Source organism: Bacteroidota bacterium (assembly GCA_018266755.1).
GTDB lineage: Bacteria > Bacteroidota > Ignavibacteria > Palsa-1295 > Palsa-1295 > JAFDZW01.
Genome location: JAFDZW010000005.1, coordinates 251,868 through 271,769 on the forward strand (window position 1 = coordinate 251,868; position 19,902 = coordinate 271,769).

The following is a 19,902-nucleotide window of genomic DNA, read 5'->3' on the forward strand; positions in this document are numbered from 1 at the left end:
GTTGCGTACTGCGAGCATACTACCTCGTTGCTGTAGTCGTCTCCAGATAGCGGCGAAGCGGAATGATCCCCTTCCCAGTCTCTGAGGACACCGAAAACAAGGATTCTGCCTCGCTAAATTCCGCACGAAGGTACTTTTCGTGGACCGCAAGCTCGCGTTGAGTACATTTATCAGCTTTTGTTAATATAATGATCGAACGCCGCTGCTGTTGTCGCAGCCAGTCGATCGCCTCCAGATCGTTTGCGAGTCCTGGGTGGCGGCTATCGATCACCATCGCAACGGTTTGCGGCTCCGCTCGATGTTCGAAATACCGATCCATGAGGATATGCCACTTTCGGCGCTCTTCCTTGCTTTGGCGGGCATAGCCATATCCCGGGGTATCGACAATGTAGAATCTATCTTCCAGCCGATAGAAATTCAGACTCTTGGTCTTGCCTGGAGTCGAGCTGGTCTTGGCGAGCCCTTTATGAGCGGCTATCGCATTGATCAGTGAGGATTTTCCGACATTGGAGCGGCCGACAAGCGCAACCTCGGGCAAGCCGTCGGTCGGCAAGTCCCTTAGGTCAAACACTGAGCGAACGAAGGCCGCAGCGAGACTCATTTCTGGAAAAGAAAAGAGCGGTACACCGTTATGGGGTACCGCTCCGAAATCTTGAACACTCGAGCACTTACTCCGAGATCACGTTCACTCGCACCGTCGCCGTGACGCCATGCTTGAACTTGATCGTAATCTCATGCGCACCGAGCGTGCGAATCGGCTCTTCGATGGCAATAGCGCGACGATCGACCGCGAAGCCCTGATTACCAAGACTGTCAGCAATCATCATCGGCGTGACCGAACCATACAAGCGCTCTTCCTCGCCGACCTTCATCGGGATCGTAACCGAAATCTCGGCAAGTTTTGCAGCGACTTCGGAAAGATTCGCGCGTTCAATGTCGATCTTCTTGGCGCGGATCTTCATCTCCTGCTCGATGCGCTTAAGAGCGCCAGCGGTGGCGACATACGCAAGCTTGCGCGGGACGAGGAAGTTACGAGCGTAACCGTCCTTCACGTTCACAACCTCACCGGCTCCGCCGAGTGTCTCGATATCTTCGCGTAGAATAACCTTCATACTACTTAATCTATGATCGTACTGATAAACTCTTACAGTTTGCCGCTCGTCTGGGCGACGGCAGGGAATGTGTACTCCCCGATGGGTTCGCTGCACGGCGCTGTTTGCACCGATGTGTTTGCTTCAAGGCTTTCGAGGTCGGTCGGGACCTCGCTGCGATTGAGAAACTGGATCCGGTGTGCCTTGATCTCGACGATCGTACGGCTGAATCCATTATCCGATTGCAGCACCCTGCTTTGCAGCTCGCCGTCAACCAAGACGGCACTTCCCTTCTTTAACTTTTCAATGCAGTTCTCCGCGAGTTTGCTCCATGCCACGACGCCGACATAGCAGACGTCTTCAACCCATTGGTTGTTCGCGTCGCGGAACTTCCGGTTCGTTGCGATGCAGAAGTTTGCAACCGGAATCCCACTCGTTGTGCGCCTGATCACCGGATCTTTGGTAAGATTACCGGCAATCATCACACAATTCAACTCGGGCATTTTCAAGCAAGCCATTGCGGGTACAGAGACTGCTTAAAACATACACAGGCCGTCGTGACGTTTGCACACGGCCTTCAACACAGACGCTTCGTTAGGAAGCGGCGTTTGCAGCTTCGCTTTCAAGCTTCGCTGCAGCGGCGGCCGTACGGCGAGCCTCGACATTTTCCTGGCGCGTCTTCATTGCCTGACGCAGCTTATGGTTTTCGTCCGGCATCTCAAGGATCAACCAGCGAAGGATCGTCTCATCCAGATGGAACGTACGGTCAAGCTTCGCATTGACCGACGACGGCGCAGTATAATGCAATGAGTAGTAGTGCGCGTTGGTATGCTTCTCGATCGGATACGCAAGGCGGCGAATTCCCCAATGTTCGGTATCGATCATGGTGCCGCCGTTCTTCGTAATGACCTCCTGGTAATGCTTTACGAGCGTCGTAAGCGCGTCGTCAGCCAAGGTGGTCGGAAGTAAAAATGTAGTCTCGTATCGCTTTTCTGCCATATTTCGTTGTCCTATGGATACCGGAACCTCCGGCAGCCCCCATCACAATGGGTGGGAGCAGGTTATTTTTGGGTGGTCATATAACAATATTTCGGCAAAACCGTTTCTGGATTCAGAAGATATCCACAAGTATCGCAGCATCGATTTACCTTCGCCGTAGAACTGCTTTTAGGGTCTCCGACACCCCTTTCCCCGTCACCCGTATATGATATACTCCATCAGTCAGTCCATCCGCGTGAATATTCAAGGGGCGTCCAGGTGCGATCTGCCCTGCCACAGTTAATATCTGTTCGCCTCGCTCGTCGAAGATATCGGCATCCACAACTCCCGTATAACTATATGATCTGATTGCGAAGCCCTCCAACGACGGGGTTGAGATCATCGCGAAGACGTCCGACCCTGATTGAGTACTATTTGGCACAACCTCATCGATTCCACAACCGGTGCCTACTCCGACGAACCCGGAGAACGATTGGGCGGCGACATCCGTACACGGATCGGAAATCGAGATCGAGTCGAATGTTACTCGCTCGCAATCCGATTCGATCGGAGTCCAAAGCAGATCGATATACCCGAGTACTGAACCTTGAAATTTCTGCAAAGCGCTCATTCCGACATGAAGACGAATTCTTCCCTCGCCACTACTTGCAGGGGCATCGAAACTACTCCCATCGTAGAGTCTGCTGCGCACGAACCGCAGGCTGGTCGTTTGAAAATGCATCCTCATATCCAAGTCGCCCGTCACTCTGCTTGCTTCGCAATAGATCGGAAGATGAACGACGATGTTCGACGAATCTTTGATGATTCGGTCGCTGCTCAATCTGATATAGGCATTCGGGACGATGCTTGAGACAGAATCGCCTCCGCTGTTGGTCGTCCTCCACAGACTACCTACAGTATCGAGCATAAACAATATATTCTCGTCGATGGCAACAAGGTTATGCGAATCGTTTGCCGACGATGGACCCCCGATATATTTCCAGTGAAGTCCCCGGTCTGTCGATCGGCTTACGCCTCGGAACGCCCCGCCTGCAAATAGTCCGTACGTCGTACTCACCATCGAACCGGAAAAGAATGGTGCAGGGTTCGAATCGGTCGGCGTCCATGTTCCACCGCCGTCGGTCGATAGGTAAACTTGAGAAAGCCCGTCGCTCGTTGTTGCCCAGTCCTCATTGAGCAGATACAGACGCTTTGAATCACACGAGTCGACAGACAACGTAAAGCAATCTCCGTCGGTGATTGCACCTCGTGGCGACCATGTCCTTCCTTTATCCGACGAATGAATCACCCATCCTTTGGATATGCCGTTCACTGGTTTTTGGGCAAAGACATACAAGGTGCCTGTTGTCGTGATCGCAATGCAGGATATCCACCTACCGAGTGAGTCTTGGCGCCAAGTTTTCCCACCGTTATAGCTGGTATACAATACGCCGTTGGTATTCTCGACAGTATGGATCGTATCCAACGAGCCGTTATAGCGCGACATCCAAAAATTACCGTCACCGGCGAGAATATTCGTCCATGTCATGCCGCCGTCCGTCGTCTGTAATACTCCCTGCCCTGAGGTGGAAAGCAAACCATGCATCTTGTCGGCAAAGTAGAAATCGCGGACCTCGGTGGTTGTTCCTAATGGTGACGGTAAGCGCACCCAAGTCTTTCCTGAATCGTGTGAGACCGTAATCGAATCGCGAACACCGGCCCAGATATCGCCATCGATGTAGCACAGAGCCCCGGCTCCGCCGCGGCCACGGAACATATTATTCTTTAACTTTACCCACTGACCATTGCTCACGGATGAAAATACAGTGAGCACTACAACAACTAACACCCAGGTTTTCCAACGTATCATGACCAATTCGTCCTATATATTCATCGGTGACCCAAATGACCTATGAGGTGCCTATCCACATTCACCTCTACCGTAACTCTATTATTCCGTGACATATCGCTCAACACACAAACATCCATCTGAGTACCTGTTCGATGTTTTTCTGTGCGTGCACCTCGGTGGCAATCGCCCTGGAGATAACCGAGCAAATATATGTGCTCTAGGTTACGATCGATAAAATACGAAATCCATTACCCGTTGTCAAGGTGCCCACAACAAATTAATTGTTCGAGCATCCAAAGACTGACAGTATGAATAAAAACAAAACTCCCCCGGACCAACGGTCCAGGGGAGTTTTTCGATAGATACAACACGCTTAGATAAACAGTGGTGCAAGCACCAGTGTGATCGTCGAGATCAACTTGATGAGCACGTGCAACGACGGGCCGGCAGTATCCTTGAACGGATCGCCGACGGTGTCGCCGACCACAGCAGCCTTGTGCGCTTCGGAGCGCTTGCCGCCGTAATTGCCCATTTCGATGAACTTCTTCGCATTATCCCACGCACCGCCGCCATTGTTGAGGAGCAATGCAACGAGAATACCAACGATCGTTGCGACCATCAGGAATCCTGCGACAACCTCTCCACCTGAAGCCAGACGAGGAGCGCTTTCTGCAGCAGCACCACCGAGCTTCATGTTGTAGAGGAACTTGAAGATCAACCCGACGACGACTGGCATGCCCGTCACGAGCAAGCCCGGAAGTACCATCTCCTTGAGAGCCGCGCGCGTCACGATATCTACCGTACGGCCGTAATCCGGCTCTTGCGTCCCCTGAAGAATACCCGGCTTCTCTTTGAACTGTGCACGCACGTCGTTGATAACGGCGTAGGCAGAGCGACCGACAGCCTTGATGGCCATCGACGTGAACAAGAAGACGAGCATACCGCCGAGCGCTGCGCCGACGAAGACTTCCGGCTTCGTCAGATCGACCGCCGAAAGATGCAACCCGTAATGAGCGAGTTCGTCGAGGTACGCACTAAAGAGCAAGAAGGCGGCAAGTGCGGCCGAGCCGACTGCATAGCCCTTGGTGAGTGCTTTCGTCGTATTACCGACTGCATCGAGGCGATCCGTCTTTTCACGGATCGACTCCGGCTGCTGACTCATTTCGACGATACCACCGGCGTTATCGGTGATCGGGCCAAACGTGTCCATCGCAAGGATATACGCAGCGGTGCCGAGCATTCCCATCGTTGCGACAGCCGTGCCGAAGAGTCCTGCATGCTGCAAGCCGCTCGAATCGCCAATGTAATACGATGCGACGATTGCAATGCCGATCGTGATGATCGGGTATGCAACGTTTTCAAAGCCCACAGCAATACCGGCGATGATGTTCGTTGCCGGACCCGTCTGCGACGCTTCCGCAATGCTCTTCACCGGACGATAGCGATACTCGGTATAGTACTGCGTAATGAACACAAACGCCTGAGCGGTTGCAAGACCGATGACGCCACAGATGAAGAAGCTCATCCATGCATTGGCTGCCGGGCCGTTCGGATCCGCCGGAGCGAGCAACCACTGCGACGCAAAGAAGAAGCCAACAGCCGCAAGCACAGTCGTCACGTAATAGCCGCGGTTGAGGGCCTTCATCGGATCTTCCGTCTCCTTCGCTTTCACCGACATAATGCCGACGATCGAAGAGATCAGCCCGAATGCGCGAGCAACGAGCGGGAACAACAGAACGCCGAGAATGCCGACCTTGAATGCACCCGGGTTCGCAACGAACAGCCCCGATGCAAGGATCATAGCACCGATGTTCTCAGCAGCCGTCGACTCGAAAAGGTCAGCACCACGACCGGCACAATCGCCGACGTTATCACCGACGAGGTCGGCGATTACAGCAGGGTTACGCGGATCGTCTTCCGGGATGCCGGCTTCGACTTTACCGACAAGGTCGGCACCGACGTCAGCAGCCTTCGTATAGATACCGCCGCCAAGCTGGGCGAAGAGTGCGACGAACGACGCACCGAACCCGTATCCGCCGATCAGCAGCGGAATCTTGGCAACATCTTGGTCAGCGGTGCCAACAACGCCCATCGCCTGAACGATGGCGAAGAGACCCGCAACACCGAGGAGCGAGAGCGCAACAACAAAGAGGCCCGACACTGCCCCACCGCGAAGAGCGGTCTGCAACGCATCGTTGAGCGACTTTGTGGCGGCGCTTGCCGTACGAATGTTCGTACGGATCGACACCCACATGCCAATATAGCCCGAACCCACCGAACACAATGCACCGAGCACGAAGCTCAGCGTCGTCCAGAATGCAAGCACCGATGTGCTCGATACCGGATCGTGTTCGTTGTGTGCACGTACAAAACCATATACGATGAAGATAACAGCGGCGACGACAGTTGCAAGAATAAGAATCGTCTTATTTTGCCGACGCAAGAATGCTTCGGCGCCTTGCTTGATGGCGTTGGAGATCTTCTGCATTGCAGGCGTCCCCTGGTCGCGCTTCATGACATTCGGGATGAGGTAGAGCCCTGCAAAGAGCAGGCCGACCACACTAATCCCTAAAACGAGTGCTAATTCCATTCGTTTATTGAGCTATGGGTGAATACACGTGAATACTACCGCGCCAGCGGGCAAAATCGGCTCGGATGACGCGTCGGTTTGATGAATTTCCGAAAATACGAAGAAATAGCCCGTCCTGACGCAATTTCGGGATTTTTGTGGATGATCACTTACAGATCCGACCGGCTCGCTATACTCCCGGTTTTACATTTATCACGTTCATTGCTTTGGGAGGCCCCTGTTTGACAATCTCGATACAACCACCGACAGCTCTCGATGTCATCTCGTCAATAATCGCTTTCTCCGATTCCTTAAAGCGGCCCAAGACATACCGAGCCTGTTCGCCTTTGTGAAAATCATTTCCTACTCCGCAGCGCAGACGGGGAAATTCATCCGTGCCGGTCTCGAAGATCACAGATGTCAGACCGTTATGGCCGCCGTCGGAGCCACGCAAGCGAAGTCGAAGAGCGCCGGGAGGAATTGCGATGTCGTCACAGATGACAACCACTTCTCCGATCTGAGCTTTGAAGAATGCCAGCACATCGCGTACCGCTCGGCCAGAAAGATTCATATATGTCGTGGGCTTTACCAGCACGACATCGACACCAGCGAGGATGCCCTTCGCATAGTAATAATCGCCCTTCCCCGGTCGCCAGCCGAGCGAGCGTTCGAGTTTATGCTCGAGTTCATCGACGATGGCGAATCCAATGTTATGACGTGTGCCGTCATACTCTTTCCCCGGATTTCCGAGTCCCACAAAGATGTACATCTTCGATCAGAAAAAGAAAAACTCGCCGACCGGTGACGGCTGGCGAGTTCTTCACGAAGTTCACACAGTTTATGCTTCTTCTTCCTTCTTGCCCTTTGCCTGAATCTGCTCGGGCTCGGTGATCTCGGCTGCTGCACCTGGCGTTGCAGCCGTTTCGACCTTCGGCGCTGCGCAGGCAACGATCACGGCCGTTTCTTCGCCGTTGATCGTGTAGCCCGGATGTGCCGGCAAATCCTTGATATGGACGCCGTGACCGATCTTGAGGTTCGTAATATCGACGTCGATGTGCGACGGAATCGCATCCGGCTCTGCGTTGATCGAGAGCTTATGCATGATGTGATCGATAATACCGCCGTCCTTCACGCCGACCGACTGGCCGACGAGATTGACCGGAACCTCGACGCGGATCTTCTCGCCCGCATGGATCTTCACGAAGTCAACGTGCGTGACACGGTCGGTGATCGGGTCGAACTGGATCTCGCGAAGGATGCAACGATTTGCATTTCCTGCAAGCGAGAGGTTCACAAGATGCGTCTCGTTTGTATAAATGAGCGGACGCAAGTCAAGCTCCTTCACGTGGAAGGCGACCGAGGGTTCGCCGTGACCGTACAGGACACCCGGAACACGACCTTCGTTACGAAGATGTGCTGCCGAGCTGCCGCCGAGCTTCGTACGAGCTTCGGCATTAAGTTGGATATCTGCCATTGTTGTTTACCTTTCATCAGCCGTCGCACACTTACGTCAGAGGGGGAGCCGGCGTGTAACCGTCTCGCTTCGGCGTAACACCGAAGTTACCTCCAAGCAGTGCCCAGCGGCGCTGGTGGAATGTACCCTGCGACCATCGCAGGTAATACCGTGAGGCTCCAGCGTGCCGGAACCGCACAAAGTTATTTGTCGAAGAGCGAGCTGATGCTTGCGCCTTTATTCGTTCGTTTGATCGCTTCGGCAAAGAGCTTTGCGACCGAGCGAACTTTGATCTTTTTCGACTCTCGTGCCAACGGTATCGAATCCGTAACGAGCAAGAATTCGAGCGGCGAATCCTCGATCCGTTCGATCGCCTTGCCGCTGAGCACCGGGTGCGTACACGCACCGTAAATCTTCTTCGCGCCGGCATCCTTGAGGGCACGTGCAGCATTCGTAAACGTGCCGCCGGTATCGATCAAATCGTCCACAAGAATGATCGTCTTCCCTTCCGGTTCGCCGATGACGTTCATCACTTCGGCAACGTTCGGGGCGGGACGGCGCTTGTCGATGATCACCAGATCCGCATCGAAACGCTTTGCAAATCCTCGCGCCATTTTCGTGCCCCCGACATCGGGCGATGCGATGGCGAGGTTCTTCAACCCGAGGTTGCGAAAATATTTTGCGAATGCGTTCGATGCATACAAATGATCGAACGGAATATCGAAGAATCCCTGCAACTGCGGTGCATGCAGGTCCATCGAGATCACACGGTCGGCGCCTGCCTCGGTGATGAGGTTTGCGACGAGTTTGCTCGTGATCGCAACGCGTGGTTGGTCCTTGCGGTCCTGGCGTGCATACCCGAAATACGGAAGCACCGCCGTGATCCGCTTCGCGCTTGCTCTGCGTGCTGCGTCGATGAGCATCAGCAGCTCCATCAGATTGTCCGACGGAGGCATGGTCGATTGTACAATGAACAAGTCGACGTCGCGGATATTCTCGTCGTACTTTACCCAGATCTCGCCGTCCGCAAAGTTCTTGATCTGCGCCTTCGCCAGTTTCAGGCCGAGCGCTTTAGCGATCTGAGCAGCGAACACCGGATTACTGCGTCCGGCAACGATCTTCATTTGCGACATCGACGACGATCAATTAGGATCGCTGCACTTGTTGGCGACGGCAACACGCCGTTCGCTACTGTGCAACAACACAGTTCAAACGCTGGGGTGGCAGGATTCGAACCTACGAATGGCGCCTCCAAAGGGCGCTGCCTTACCGCTTGGCGACACCCCAATTCAAGAAAGAATCAATAACGCGAGGGATAGATAGTCATCACTGTAACCACCGTGGATAAATGACTTGGAAACACCATTCATTCTCCACCACCCCTCGCTTACCCATTCCTACCTGCTTGGTACTCCTTCGAGCGACCCGATAACAGATTGAAGAAGTCGGTAGTTCGATAAATATGGCCCTGCAGGGGCCGTTTGGCGCAGTTGCACCATTCCGAGCTCGTAAAACCGGACGCCCGTCGTAAAGACGACATAGCGCGAATGCAGAATATGGTCGGGTCCGCGGGAAATCTCATAATTTGCGAACGGCCGATGATACTGGGTAAATACCTCCGGGTTACGTTCGAGCCTAAAGCCCTCTATCTTCGAACGATGGATATTGATCGACTCTTCGGCAACCGCCAAGAGGCCGTCCTGATCATAGCGGCGGCGCAAACTCGCAGACCCAGGAATCTCGATCAACGTCAATGCCCATGACCGGATCGAATCGGTGTAGACAAACGCCACGTTTTCCAAGGGTTGAATGTGTTCGATATTCGTTTGCAGCCAGCCGCTCGGATAATGCCCGGCCAGGTCTCCGACCGGAGAATGAAAGTAATCGTCGCTTAGCGCAGATGGGTACGGATCATAAAACGCCTTCTCCTCGGCCAGTTTGACGGGGGCCGGATAGAACAACGAGCAGCCTTGCGCGAGTGGCAGACACAACAGGCCGAGTACAAGTAAGCGAAACTTCACGGGCGCAAATATACGAGGACAAGCGATACCGCAATGTCGATCGGTCGGTTCAGCGAGCACGTCGCAACTTATTGTCAAGGGCGATGCTAAAGCTCACGCGGTGAGTGTTGCCGAGTTGGTCATCGGCGGAGAAACTCTGAAACGCGTAATCAAGTGAGAGTTTCGGCAGGTGGATGCCGACACCGAGCGTCAGAAGTTTTGTGTCGGTATATCCACCTCGAACAAAAACGATATTGCGGAATGCGTACTCGAGACCGGCATGCATGTCAGCGCTAATCGGCCCAACATGAACTTCGGAGACACTTCCGCGATTTTCAAATCGGAGATCGATATCTGCGACCGGCATAATGACGTGGGCACGATCGTCAAACAGGTCCCACTGGTATGCTCCGCCGAGCTTCAGAGTGGGCGACACAAGTTCGCGGGTACCACTAGTATAGGAAAGCAGGGTTGTCGTAATATCTTGTCCGACCGCCGCGAGCATTAGTTGGTCCGATACGCGGTACCGCACCGCGGCATCGAACCCAATCCCCGTTGCCGAATTCTCCGGGTCGAGCTTCCGGACGATGAACTTCAGATTTGCCCCGTACGAAAGCGGCGAAGAATCCTGTTGGTGGCCGTACGAGAGATACACTCCCCAATCATAATTCCCGAACGTTGTGACTTTTGAGTAATCGAGATAATTCTCGCCGTCGAAGGTACCGCTCCCGGAGCGGTCGACAAATGCATTTCGCGTATCCTTGATGTCCGAGATTCCGATATGAAAGACAGAGAGGGCTACACCGCTTGATTTCCCTAATGGAATGGCGATCGCGCCATAGTCGTACTTTACCGTATTGTCGAAACGGGCCTCGTGCATAGCCGAAATATTCGGATAGGTAAGCGAAGACAATCCGGCAGGATTCCAATACCCCATCGTTGCATCGTCGACAAATGCAATGGCCGAACCTCCGAGCGCAAGGGAGCGAGCCCCCGCACCCAGTTGCAAGAATTCGCCACTATACGCACGAAAGCTCTGCGCTCGAACGGCGCAGCTTGCAACAAGTAGCAGCAGAATGGATAACGAACGAAATCTCACTGTGTCAATCTACAACAAACGGAGCAGGAATGTTCAAAGGGACGAACAATTGCCTTCCCGATCACCACAACCCAAATGAATCCGGGTATGACACCCGCATGAACGTAAGCCCATGTGCCGGACAAATGAACTTTGCCCGGTGAAGCTCTTGGGGTTCGTCGATGAGCCTCCGAAATGCCTCGATAGACAGCTTGCCTTTTCCGATCTCGACGGTGGCCCCCACCAGTGCTCGCACCATGCCACGAACGAAGCGGTTTGCGCTCAACGCTATCGTGAGCATATCGCCGGAGTTTACAAGCGCAGCTTGCGTGACCGTACAGCGGTAGTGGTTGACATCGTCGGATAATTTGGAAAACGATGTGAAGTCATGCTCACCAACAAGCATGGCAACGGCCGCCTGCATTGCCGATTCGTCCAGCTGCTGCCATACTTGCCAAGCATAATTCCGACCGACAGCAATGCGCCGGCGAGCGATCCGATATTCGTAGCTTCGCTCGACGGCCGAATACCGTGCATGAAAGTCTTCACTGACAACGCGAGCATCTCGAACGACGATATCTTCGTCCGTCAGCGCATTCAGTGCTTCGAGCAGCTTCCACGAAGGCATCTCGGCTGAAACGTTTACGTCCGCATGAGCGACCATTCCGACTGCATGAACTCCGGCATCCGTTCGGCCTGCACCGATCACGATCGTCTCATTTCCACTCAAACGTGCAAGCGTATCCTGCAAGGCACCTTGAACGGTCCTGCCGTCAGGTTGCACCTGCCACCCGTTGAAAGCGCTGCCGTCATACTCGACAAGGAGTGCAATTTTCATCCCCAGTAGTAACAGTTTTCCATGAAATACGTTATAGTTCGCTACACGCTCGATCCATTTTTTTATTTAACGAGGATTCACGTCTATGTGCGGAATAGTCGGGTACGTAGGGCATCGCGAGGCGCAGCCGATCATCGTTTCAGGTCTGAAACGGTTGGAGTACCGAGGATATGATAGCGCCGGAATCGCCACGATCGAGCATACAGCCGCTCATGACACTCTCAGTGTCCTCAAGTGCAAAGGCAAGGTCAGCGATCTCGAAGAGATACTTCGCACTCATCCGATCCGTGCGAGCATCGGCATTGGTCACACCAGATGGGCCACACACGGTGTTCCGAGCGACGTCAATAGCCACCCGCACACCGACCAGACGGGCACAATAGCACTGATCCATAACGGCATCATTGAAAACTACTCCTCGATCAAGAGAACGCTCCTCGAACGCGGACATACGTTCAATAGCGAGACCGACACCGAAGTACTGGCTCACCTCGTCGGAGAATTTTATTCGAAAGGCATTTCCCTGACCGAAGCAGTGCGCCTGGCTTTGAGCGAAGTGGTCGGCGCCTACGGAGTCTGTGTCATCGCTGCAGACTCGCCCCGGGAAATTGTCTGTGCACGCAAAGGCTCACCGATCGTAATCGGCGTCGGCGACAACGAGAATTTCATTGCAAGCGACGCAGCAGCGTTGATCTCGCACACGAGAAACGTAATCTATCTTTCCGATGGTGAAATCGCTACGATCACGGACCATGACGTCAAGACTCGTACGATCGAAGACGTCGAGGTGACCAAGGAGATCGAGGCGATTACCATTAAGCTCGAAGAGATCGAAAAGGGCGGCTACGAGCACTTCATGCTCAAAGAGATCCATGAGCAACCGACGACCGTCCACGACGCAATGCGCGGTCGCATTCTTTCCGACGAAGGCACGACCATCCTCGGCGGCTTGCGCAACCACTTGCCTGCTCTTCGTGCAGCCAAGCGCTTGATCATTACTGCATGTGGCACGAGCTACCACGCCGGCCTGATCGGCAAATACATGCTCGAGCAATTAGCGCAAGTCCCGGTCGATGTCGAGTATGCCAGCGAGTTTCGCTACCGCAACCCGGTCGTCAACGAAGGCGACATCATGATCGTTATTTCGCAATCCGGCGAGACGGCGGATACACTCGCTGCCATGCGCGAAGGCAAACGAAAAGGTGCGACAGCCCTCGGCGTCGTGAACGTGGTCGGCTCGACGATCGCACGCGAATCCGATGGCGGTGTCTATATCCATGCAGGACCTGAGATTGGCGTCGCTTCGACCAAAGCATTTACGTCTCAAGTGACGGTACTTGCACTGCTGGCCGTGATGCTGGGACGGATGAAAGGGCTTTCGGTCGTCGACGGAAAGGAATATATCCGTTCGCTTTCCGCACTCCCCGATCAGATCGGCAGTCTGATAGAATCGTGTGAAAAGACCGTAAAAGCGATCGTCGATGATTTCAAGGATGCCGATCACTTCCTCTACCTCGGTCGCGGCTACAACTACTCGGTTGCTCTCGAAGGGGCGCTGAAACTCAAAGAGATTTCCTACATTCACGCTGAGGGCTACCCGGCAGCCGAGATGAAGCATGGCCCGATCGCATTGATCGACGAGAACATGCCGGTGGTCGTGATCGCTCCGAACGACGATGTGTATGAGAAAGTGATCTCGAATATCATGGAAGTCCGTGCACGCGGAGGCAAAGTGATCGCGATCGCAAGCGAGGGCGACAAAGAGATTTCACACTTAGCCGAACGTGTGATCTATATCCCCAACACATTGCCAATGCTCGTTCCGATCCTATCTGTTATCCCGCTTCAACTGCTGGCGTACTACATGGCGACAGCTCGCGGCGCGAATGTAGATCAGCCGCGTAACCTTGCGAAGTCCGTGACCGTCGAATAAAACAGGCTATCTAACCGATATAATATCAACAAAAAACGCGCCGATCGGCGCGTTTTTTGTTTGGATACAATCGGCAACGTTAGTTTCTTGCGATGCGGAAGTCTTTGATCTTCGCGCTCGTCTTGAGATCTTCAAGCCACGAAGAGAAGAATCGTTGTTCCTTCTCTTTTGCCAAATTCTGGAAGAGTCCGGCTTTGTGCTTTTCATAGTCTTCCTTCTGGGTCGGCTGCATGCTCACAAGCTTTGCAATAAAGCACGCGCCTTGGCCTTTGACCGCAGGGGTGATCTCGCCAGGATTCTTCAGATTAAAGACGGCAGCATTGAGTTCGTACTCCGTACCGAGTTGCTGGGTTGACTCACCGGGGCCGGACGTTACGCGCTGAACGGTAAGGGTCGCATCCATCGCTGTAAGCTTCGAGAGATCGTCGTTCGGTCCGAGCGAATTGCGTAATTGCTGGGCATGAGCATAGACGGATTCGACCATCTTCTTCTTCGCAACCTGCGACTTGATCACACGCTTGAGCTCTTCATCGAGCGGACGTGCGCCCTTGGGAATATTCTCGACAACCTGGGCTACGACACTGATCCGTGCAGCAGAAATCTGCACCGGGACGGTGATGTCGCCGACCGACAGGTCAAAGATATAGTACGCGAACGGCATATAGCCAAAGAGTGGCTGCGACCCGCGCAGCTGAACAAGCGGCGCATCGGTGATCACGCGCATATCCATATCCTTTGCCGCCTGATCGAAGCCCTTCTTTGTAGCCTGCTCACGGAAAATGGTCGCTTGCTGCTGGACCATCTTCGTTGTCTGAGAACTTGCCCGAATGTCGAGGTTCACCGTTTGAACCGTCAACTTATGACTGGAACGGCCATTGAGCTGCATTATGATAAAGCCCATCGGTCCCTCGATGGGGCCAACAATACTCCCCACCGGCTCTTTGTTGACGACGCTCAGTACTTCGCTTGGAATCGTCTTCTCAGGCAACCAGCGCATGTCGCCGCCGGTACGTGCAGAAGGATCTTCAGAGTACTGACGAGCCATCTCGGCGAAATTCGCACCCGAGCGAAGTTGAGCGACTACTCGTTCTGCACGCGCCTTGGCACTATCGCGCTCCGCACCGGTCTTACCGACGCCCATCACGATCTGCTTTGCATGTACGAGTTGTTCGCCGGTATCAGCGATCGAGATGACACGCATGACCTTCACCTGGCCCTGTGCCGTCGGACAGATCACGACATCACCCGGCTTTGCAGCGAGGAGTGAATCGGCGTTGAGCACACTGCCGAGCGTCTTGAGATCGAGTGGAGCAGAATGAACGAACGGATCGTCGCTGTAATCACGGGCGAGGTCGGCACCGGCACTGTCGCTCTCGGCAAGCGGCAATGACTGCCACCGCTTTGCAAGCGAACGGGCACGCTCGAATACGGACGCCGAATCTTTGGCGGTCGGAATATAGCGGAAGACCACGAACTTGATCTTTCGCGCTTCGTCCTGCTTATACTCCCACTTGTGGTTGTCGTAGTATGCCTTTACTTCGTCGTCGGTCACCTTCGAAACCATATCGTTGAACTGGTTCTGCGGCGGGACGATCTTGACGACATCAAAGGTTGCTTTCGCCGTCTGAATATCGTAGCGTTCCCACATCTCGTCATTGGTCAGACGGATGGTCGCAAGCAAAATGCTCTGGAGTTTCTCCCGCTTCATCGACTCGCGCATACGCTGGACATACGGGGTCAAGATGGTATCATACTTCGGATCGCGAAGAACCTGCCAATACTCCTGCTGATGGAAGCGGCCAGCAGAATCGACAAAACTGCGACGGATGTCATCCGGCGGATTATAGAACATACGATCACGGACCTCCTGGTCGGTAACCGTGATGCCGTACTGAGTAAGCTTCTGGTCGATGAGCTTGGTCGTGAGCAGTTGATCCCACGCCTGCGAGTTGACTTCGGCTTCCTCGGCCTCGCTCAACGCGCTTTTCTTGGTTTCCGACAACTTCTGTTGACGCACCATCTGGAGCATGTCGTTGAACTCCTTATTGGAGATCGCCTGACCATTGACTTCTCCGATCTCATCTCCCTTCGGACCGCTGCGGAAGAAGTCTCCCTGGGCACCCCATTCGAAGACGATCATCAAGAGGAATGCGCCGGCAAGACCCGCGAATATCACGGTCATCTTTTCGCGCATTTTGTTCATTATTGCCATATCGTGGTGTCGGAAATTAATCTAAAGGCGTAAAAGCCCATTAAAATCGTTTATTTTGAACGAGAAGTTCCGTTTTTCCGCTTCCGTCATGCCCTATTAGCTTCCTGCCCATAACGTCAGCGATTTCAATTGCCAAGCGGGAGCGCTATCCCGAGCCCAATTGGCCCTCGAACAGCCGCACTGGAAAAGTACGCTCCGGTGGAGGACCGTGGGGTTTTCGGCCAATATTGGAACTTGTAGAATGCATACTGCACAAGACTTCCGAGTACAGCCCCGGTCAACACGTCGCTCGGGAAGTGGACCCCAAGGTACGGGCGTGAGAGGCTCACCACAAGAGCGTACGCGACGCTCGGCCCGATCACATACCACTTCGGATATCGCAGGGATAGCCCAACTGCCAATCCCCAACTGGTTGCCGCGTGGCTAGATGGGAAGGAATATCCGGTAGCGCTGGAGTCGACCCATCGTACGCTATCGAGCGCCCTGTACGGTCGCTCACGACGTACCAACGGTTTGATGACTAACTCTTGTAACGCCAACGTCACGGCAACGCCGGCAGCGATACTTACCCCATTCGACGCCGTCGTCCATCCGGCATTATTATTCGATTGCGCTAGCCCACCAACGATCATAGAGGTTGGTATCGCGATCGTGAGCGGAAGTAATGACCCCGATGCGAATTTCATTACCCCATCGGTTGTACGTGACGCAGAGCCTCGGTTGAGTTCGAAGAACAGTTGATCGTCTATACCTGAGCCTCTACGCAAATGGGTGATACTATCGCGTTCATGGGACAGCGCAATGCGTACAGCAATCGGCTACACCAGCGCGAAGAATACCACCAAGGTTACGTATGATAGTCTCGATCTTTCCATACGACCGTTCGCTGGGCGTATTGCAGCGGTACGCATACAAGGAAGAATAACAAGTAGAACTGATAGATCGGCACATAGAGAATTAGCCGAATTCGTTTCAGCGACATCGCCATTGGGCCAATGATCATCAAATCGCCTATGATTTTGATCCCGATCACGGCGACGATCATTGGCAGCGTCTGCGTCCACAGCGCGCCGAATGCAGCGATCATCCCAACATAGCCAAGGATGAGTATGAACCACCCGATGAATCCGAGCGATTTCGCGCCGATGACCCACCGCTGTTTCTGCCGCCACCATGCCGAGAGGGATCCCGGCGGGTTCGTCGTTACGAGCAAACGATCACTTGCCTTGAACCGAACGTCCCAACGTGATTGCCACATCGCCTGAAACAGCGCAACATCCTCAGTAACACTGAACGGAATCGCACGATATCCGCCGATGTCTTCGTAGGCTGCGCGTCGGATCGAAAGATTATTACCGATGATCGAGACGGCTACCCCCATATTGATCCCGGCCATACTCATTCCGAGCAGTTGCATCATCTCGATGGACTGACACACAGCTGTCGGGTGCGACGAGTTAGTGATTGTAACGCTCGATACCAACCCCGTGGCTGCATCGTACCACTTCAAATACTCCTCGATCCATGACGGAGGCACTTGACAATCGGCATCGGTGATACAGACAAACTCCCCGATTGCAGCGTCCATACCGACCGTCAGCGCATTGACTTTTCCACCTTCGTGCGGCGAAGTCAGAGAAAGCACCTGAAGGTGCGGCAGGCGCCGACACCACTCGGACAGATGTCTTGCCGTAGCATCCGTGGAATGATCGTCCACCACGAGGATCTGTAACCGCTCCGCAGGATAGTGCAATTGCTCGAGCGAAGCGATACATCGGTCGATATTCTGCTCCTCGTTTCGAGCGCAAACCAACACCGTCACAAGCGGCTTCTCGACGTTCTCATGAACGCCACGGCTCCTGTCGAGTCCACGCCGCAACCCAACGACAAACGTCGCAAGCACGACAAGGTAGAGTATCGCAAGGAGTAGGAAGATCATTCGGTAACGAGATCCCGCAGAGACATTAGATCAATGCCACTCGATCACCTCTGCGTGGAAATCGAGCAAAATGGCTTCGGGGTCCTCGGTATGTAGTTGGATCACGACTTTGTCGCCGATTTCCAACCGACCGGTCCCTTGTGGAGTACCGGTGAAGAGGATATCCCCCAGTTTCAACGAACACCGCTGCGAGAGGAAGTTCACCATCATTTCAGGGCTAAAAATCATCTCTTTCGTCGAGCCGCGCTGGCGCAGCTCACCATTCACATATAATGAAAATGCCAACGATTCAAACGGCGGAGCGGCATCGTATGGAATAAAATGACTCACCTGAGCCGAACCGTCAAATCCTTTCGCAAGTAACCACGGGAGTCCTTTGCTTTTGAATTCATTTTGAAGATCGCGCATCGTCAGGTCCAGACCAACCCCGTATCCGAGTATGATCTCGCTCGGATCGTATGCTTGAATATTTCGTCCGCCCCCACGAAGGAGTAATACGAGTTCGGCTTCGAATTCGAGATTCTCGGTCCCCGGAGGAAATTCGATGATATTGTATGAGCCGTGCCGGAGCGCACACTCGGGTTTTACGAAGATGATCGGGTTCGTCGGCTGTTCGTTGCCGAGTTCGCGGATGTGACCGACGTAGTTACGTCCGACGCAATAAATCGTCCCGCTCTCGATTCCCTGTTCCTCCTGATGATCGACGTCAAAGATCAGCCGCATAATGATGTATAATCAATCTACTGAAACGAATATACCAGAATTACTCCGGTATCGGTCAAACAACCTGCCCAGCCGCCCAGCCGGACGACCATGCCCACTGAAAATTATACCCACCGAGCCAACCGGTTACATCGACCGCTTCGCCGATGAAGTATAACCCGGGGCGTTTGAGTGCCTCCATCGTCTTTGAACTGAGTTCACGCGTATCGACACCGCCAACCGTCACTTCCGCCTTCGCAAACCCTTCTGTCCCTGCAGGGGAAATACGCCAAGCGCAAAGTGACTCAGAGAGTGTCGTAAGATCCGCTTTGGATAGCTGTGTAATCGATCGGGTAAACCCGAGTTTCGCCTCCCATACTGCGGCCATTCGTTTCGGCAGCAGCGTCAGAAGCAGTTGCGCAACCGTCCCCCCACGAATTCGCAGCAACTCTGGCGCGTACTCATTCGCTCGACCTGCTGTCAGATCGATCGTGATTTCTTCTCCGGGTAACCAGTACGATGAGATCTGTAGTATTGCAGGTCCGGAAAGGCCGCGGTGGGTAAAAAGCAGATCGTCGTTAAATGTGGCTCGTCCGTTACGCACCACTACAGGGAGCGAGACTCCGGCAAGAAGCTCGTACTGCTTCGAATCGGTCTCCGACCAGATCAGTGGTACCAGCCCAGGCCGTGGTTCAACGATACGCAAACCGAATTGCTCGGCAACCCCGTACGCAAATCTCGTTGCTCCCATCTGAGGTATTGATGCTCCCCCAGTAGCAATTACAAGGGAATCAGCATTGTATGTATCGCCATTCGTAGTCACGCGGTAGCTACCTTCATGCTCGATCGCTTGTACCTCAACGCTACAATCGATCGTAACACCCGAATCTGCGCATTTCGACAATAGCAGATCGAGAATTTGTTTGGCATTCTCACGGCAAAAGAGTTGCCCTTTTTTCTTTTCGTAAAACTCGATACCATGAGAGCGAACGAGATCGATAAATCGAGTCTGATTGTATCGAGCCAACGCGGAACGACAGAAATCGGGATTCTCTGAGATAACATTCTTTGCCGAGACATCCAGATTGGTAAAATTGCACCGCCCGCCACCGGAGATCAGAATCTTACTCCCCGGCCGATGCGACCGTTCGAGTACTCGGACAGTGCGTCCTCGTTTCCCGGCATCGATCGCACACATTAAGCCTGCCGCACCGGCACCGATTACAAGTACATCAGAACGGACATTCATGCGTACCG

General features: G+C 53.8%; 18 protein-coding genes and 1 tRNA gene. 1 reads left to right on the forward strand and 18 read right to left on the reverse strand.

What is annotated here, in order from left to right; all coding sequences use genetic code 11:
• Nucleotides 1–19: 19 nt before the first annotated feature.
• From JSS75_05705 to truA, 13 genes are all read right to left on the reverse strand, one after another.
• On the reverse strand, nucleotides 20–601 hold the full coding sequence (locus JSS75_05705) for a YihA family ribosome biogenesis GTP-binding protein (protein MBS1903181.1): 582 nt from the start codon (nucleotides 599–601) through the stop codon (nucleotides 20–22).
• Nucleotides 602–668: 67 nt separating this feature from the next.
• The gene (locus JSS75_05710) at nucleotides 669–1,112 is read right to left on the reverse strand and encodes a 50S ribosomal protein L9 (protein MBS1903182.1); all 444 of its coding nucleotides are present in this window, start codon (nucleotides 1,110–1,112) and stop codon (nucleotides 669–671) included.
• 32 nt (nucleotides 1,113–1,144) lie between these two features.
• Nucleotides 1,145–1,609, reverse strand: coding sequence for a single-stranded DNA-binding protein (locus JSS75_05715; GenBank protein MBS1903183.1), 465 nt, complete (start codon nucleotides 1,607–1,609; stop codon nucleotides 1,145–1,147).
• A gap of 76 nt (nucleotides 1,610–1,685) precedes the next feature.
• A complete protein-coding gene (rpsF, locus tag JSS75_05720) occupies nucleotides 1,686–2,090 on the reverse strand; it encodes a 30S ribosomal protein S6 (GenBank protein ID MBS1903184.1) in 405 nt (134 codons plus the stop codon).
• Nucleotides 2,091–2,235: 145 nt separating this feature from the next.
• Nucleotides 2,236–3,939 (reverse strand): hypothetical protein, encoded by a 1,704-nt coding sequence (locus JSS75_05725; GenBank protein MBS1903185.1) that lies wholly within the window; start codon nucleotides 3,937–3,939, stop codon nucleotides 2,236–2,238.
• 355 nt (nucleotides 3,940–4,294) lie between these two features.
• On the reverse strand, nucleotides 4,295–6,511 hold the full coding sequence (locus JSS75_05730) for a sodium-translocating pyrophosphatase (protein ID MBS1903186.1): 2,217 nt from the start codon (nucleotides 6,509–6,511) through the stop codon (nucleotides 4,295–4,297).
• A gap of 169 nt (nucleotides 6,512–6,680) precedes the next feature.
• Nucleotides 6,681–7,259: an aminoacyl-tRNA hydrolase gene (locus JSS75_05735; GenBank protein MBS1903187.1), complete on the reverse strand. Its 579-nt coding sequence runs from the start codon at nucleotides 7,257–7,259 to the stop codon at nucleotides 6,681–6,683.
• Nucleotides 7,260–7,328: 69 nt separating this feature from the next.
• The gene (locus JSS75_05740; GenBank protein ID MBS1903188.1) at nucleotides 7,329–7,964 is read right to left on the reverse strand and encodes a 50S ribosomal protein L25; all 636 of its coding nucleotides are present in this window, start codon (nucleotides 7,962–7,964) and stop codon (nucleotides 7,329–7,331) included.
• Between the two features lie 182 nt (nucleotides 7,965–8,146).
• A complete protein-coding gene (locus JSS75_05745; protein MBS1903189.1) occupies nucleotides 8,147–9,076 on the reverse strand; it encodes a ribose-phosphate pyrophosphokinase in 930 nt (309 codons plus the stop codon).
• Between the two features lie 82 nt (nucleotides 9,077–9,158).
• Nucleotides 9,159–9,230 (reverse strand) — tRNA-Gln (locus tag JSS75_05750).
• 110 nt (nucleotides 9,231–9,340) lie between these two features.
• Nucleotides 9,341–9,964: a hypothetical protein gene (locus JSS75_05755; protein ID MBS1903190.1), complete on the reverse strand. Its 624-nt coding sequence runs from the start codon at nucleotides 9,962–9,964 to the stop codon at nucleotides 9,341–9,343.
• A 49-nt stretch (nucleotides 9,965–10,013) separates the two neighbouring features.
• Entirely contained in the window at nucleotides 10,014–11,042 is a 1,029-nt protein-coding gene (locus JSS75_05760) for a PorV/PorQ family protein (protein MBS1903191.1), read from the reverse strand.
• A gap of 61 nt (nucleotides 11,043–11,103) precedes the next feature.
• The gene (gene truA / locus JSS75_05765) at nucleotides 11,104–11,859 is read right to left on the reverse strand and encodes a tRNA pseudouridine(38-40) synthase TruA (GenBank protein ID MBS1903192.1); all 756 of its coding nucleotides are present in this window, start codon (nucleotides 11,857–11,859) and stop codon (nucleotides 11,104–11,106) included.
• Nucleotides 11,860–11,944: 85 nt separating this feature from the next.
• Between truA and glmS the strand changes: the two genes are divergently transcribed.
• Entirely contained in the window at nucleotides 11,945–13,792 is a 1,848-nt protein-coding gene (glmS, locus tag JSS75_05770) for a glutamine--fructose-6-phosphate transaminase (isomerizing) (GenBank protein MBS1903193.1), read from the forward strand.
• Between the two features lie 79 nt (nucleotides 13,793–13,871).
• Here the strand turns inward: glmS and JSS75_05775 are convergent, their stop codons facing one another.
• The 5 genes from JSS75_05775 to JSS75_05795 form a co-directional block, all read right to left on the reverse strand.
• Complete coding sequence (locus JSS75_05775) at nucleotides 13,872–15,974, reverse strand: SurA N-terminal domain-containing protein (GenBank protein MBS1903194.1); 2,103 nt, start codon at nucleotides 15,972–15,974, stop codon at nucleotides 13,872–13,874.
• A 155-nt stretch (nucleotides 15,975–16,129) separates the two neighbouring features.
• Entirely contained in the window at nucleotides 16,130–16,690 is a 561-nt protein-coding gene (locus JSS75_05780) for a phosphatase PAP2 family protein (GenBank protein ID MBS1903195.1), read from the reverse strand.
• 161 nt (nucleotides 16,691–16,851) lie between these two features.
• Nucleotides 16,852–17,943, reverse strand: coding sequence for a glycosyltransferase (locus JSS75_05785; GenBank protein ID MBS1903196.1), 1,092 nt, complete (start codon nucleotides 17,941–17,943; stop codon nucleotides 16,852–16,854).
• Nucleotides 17,944–17,973: 30 nt separating this feature from the next.
• On the reverse strand, nucleotides 17,974–18,666 hold the full coding sequence (locus tag JSS75_05790) for a fumarylacetoacetate hydrolase family protein (protein MBS1903197.1): 693 nt from the start codon (nucleotides 18,664–18,666) through the stop codon (nucleotides 17,974–17,976).
• A gap of 55 nt (nucleotides 18,667–18,721) precedes the next feature.
• Nucleotides 18,722–19,894 (reverse strand): NAD(P)/FAD-dependent oxidoreductase, encoded by a 1,173-nt coding sequence (locus JSS75_05795; protein ID MBS1903198.1) that lies wholly within the window; start codon nucleotides 19,892–19,894, stop codon nucleotides 18,722–18,724.
• Between the last annotated feature and the right edge of the window lie 8 nt (nucleotides 19,895–19,902).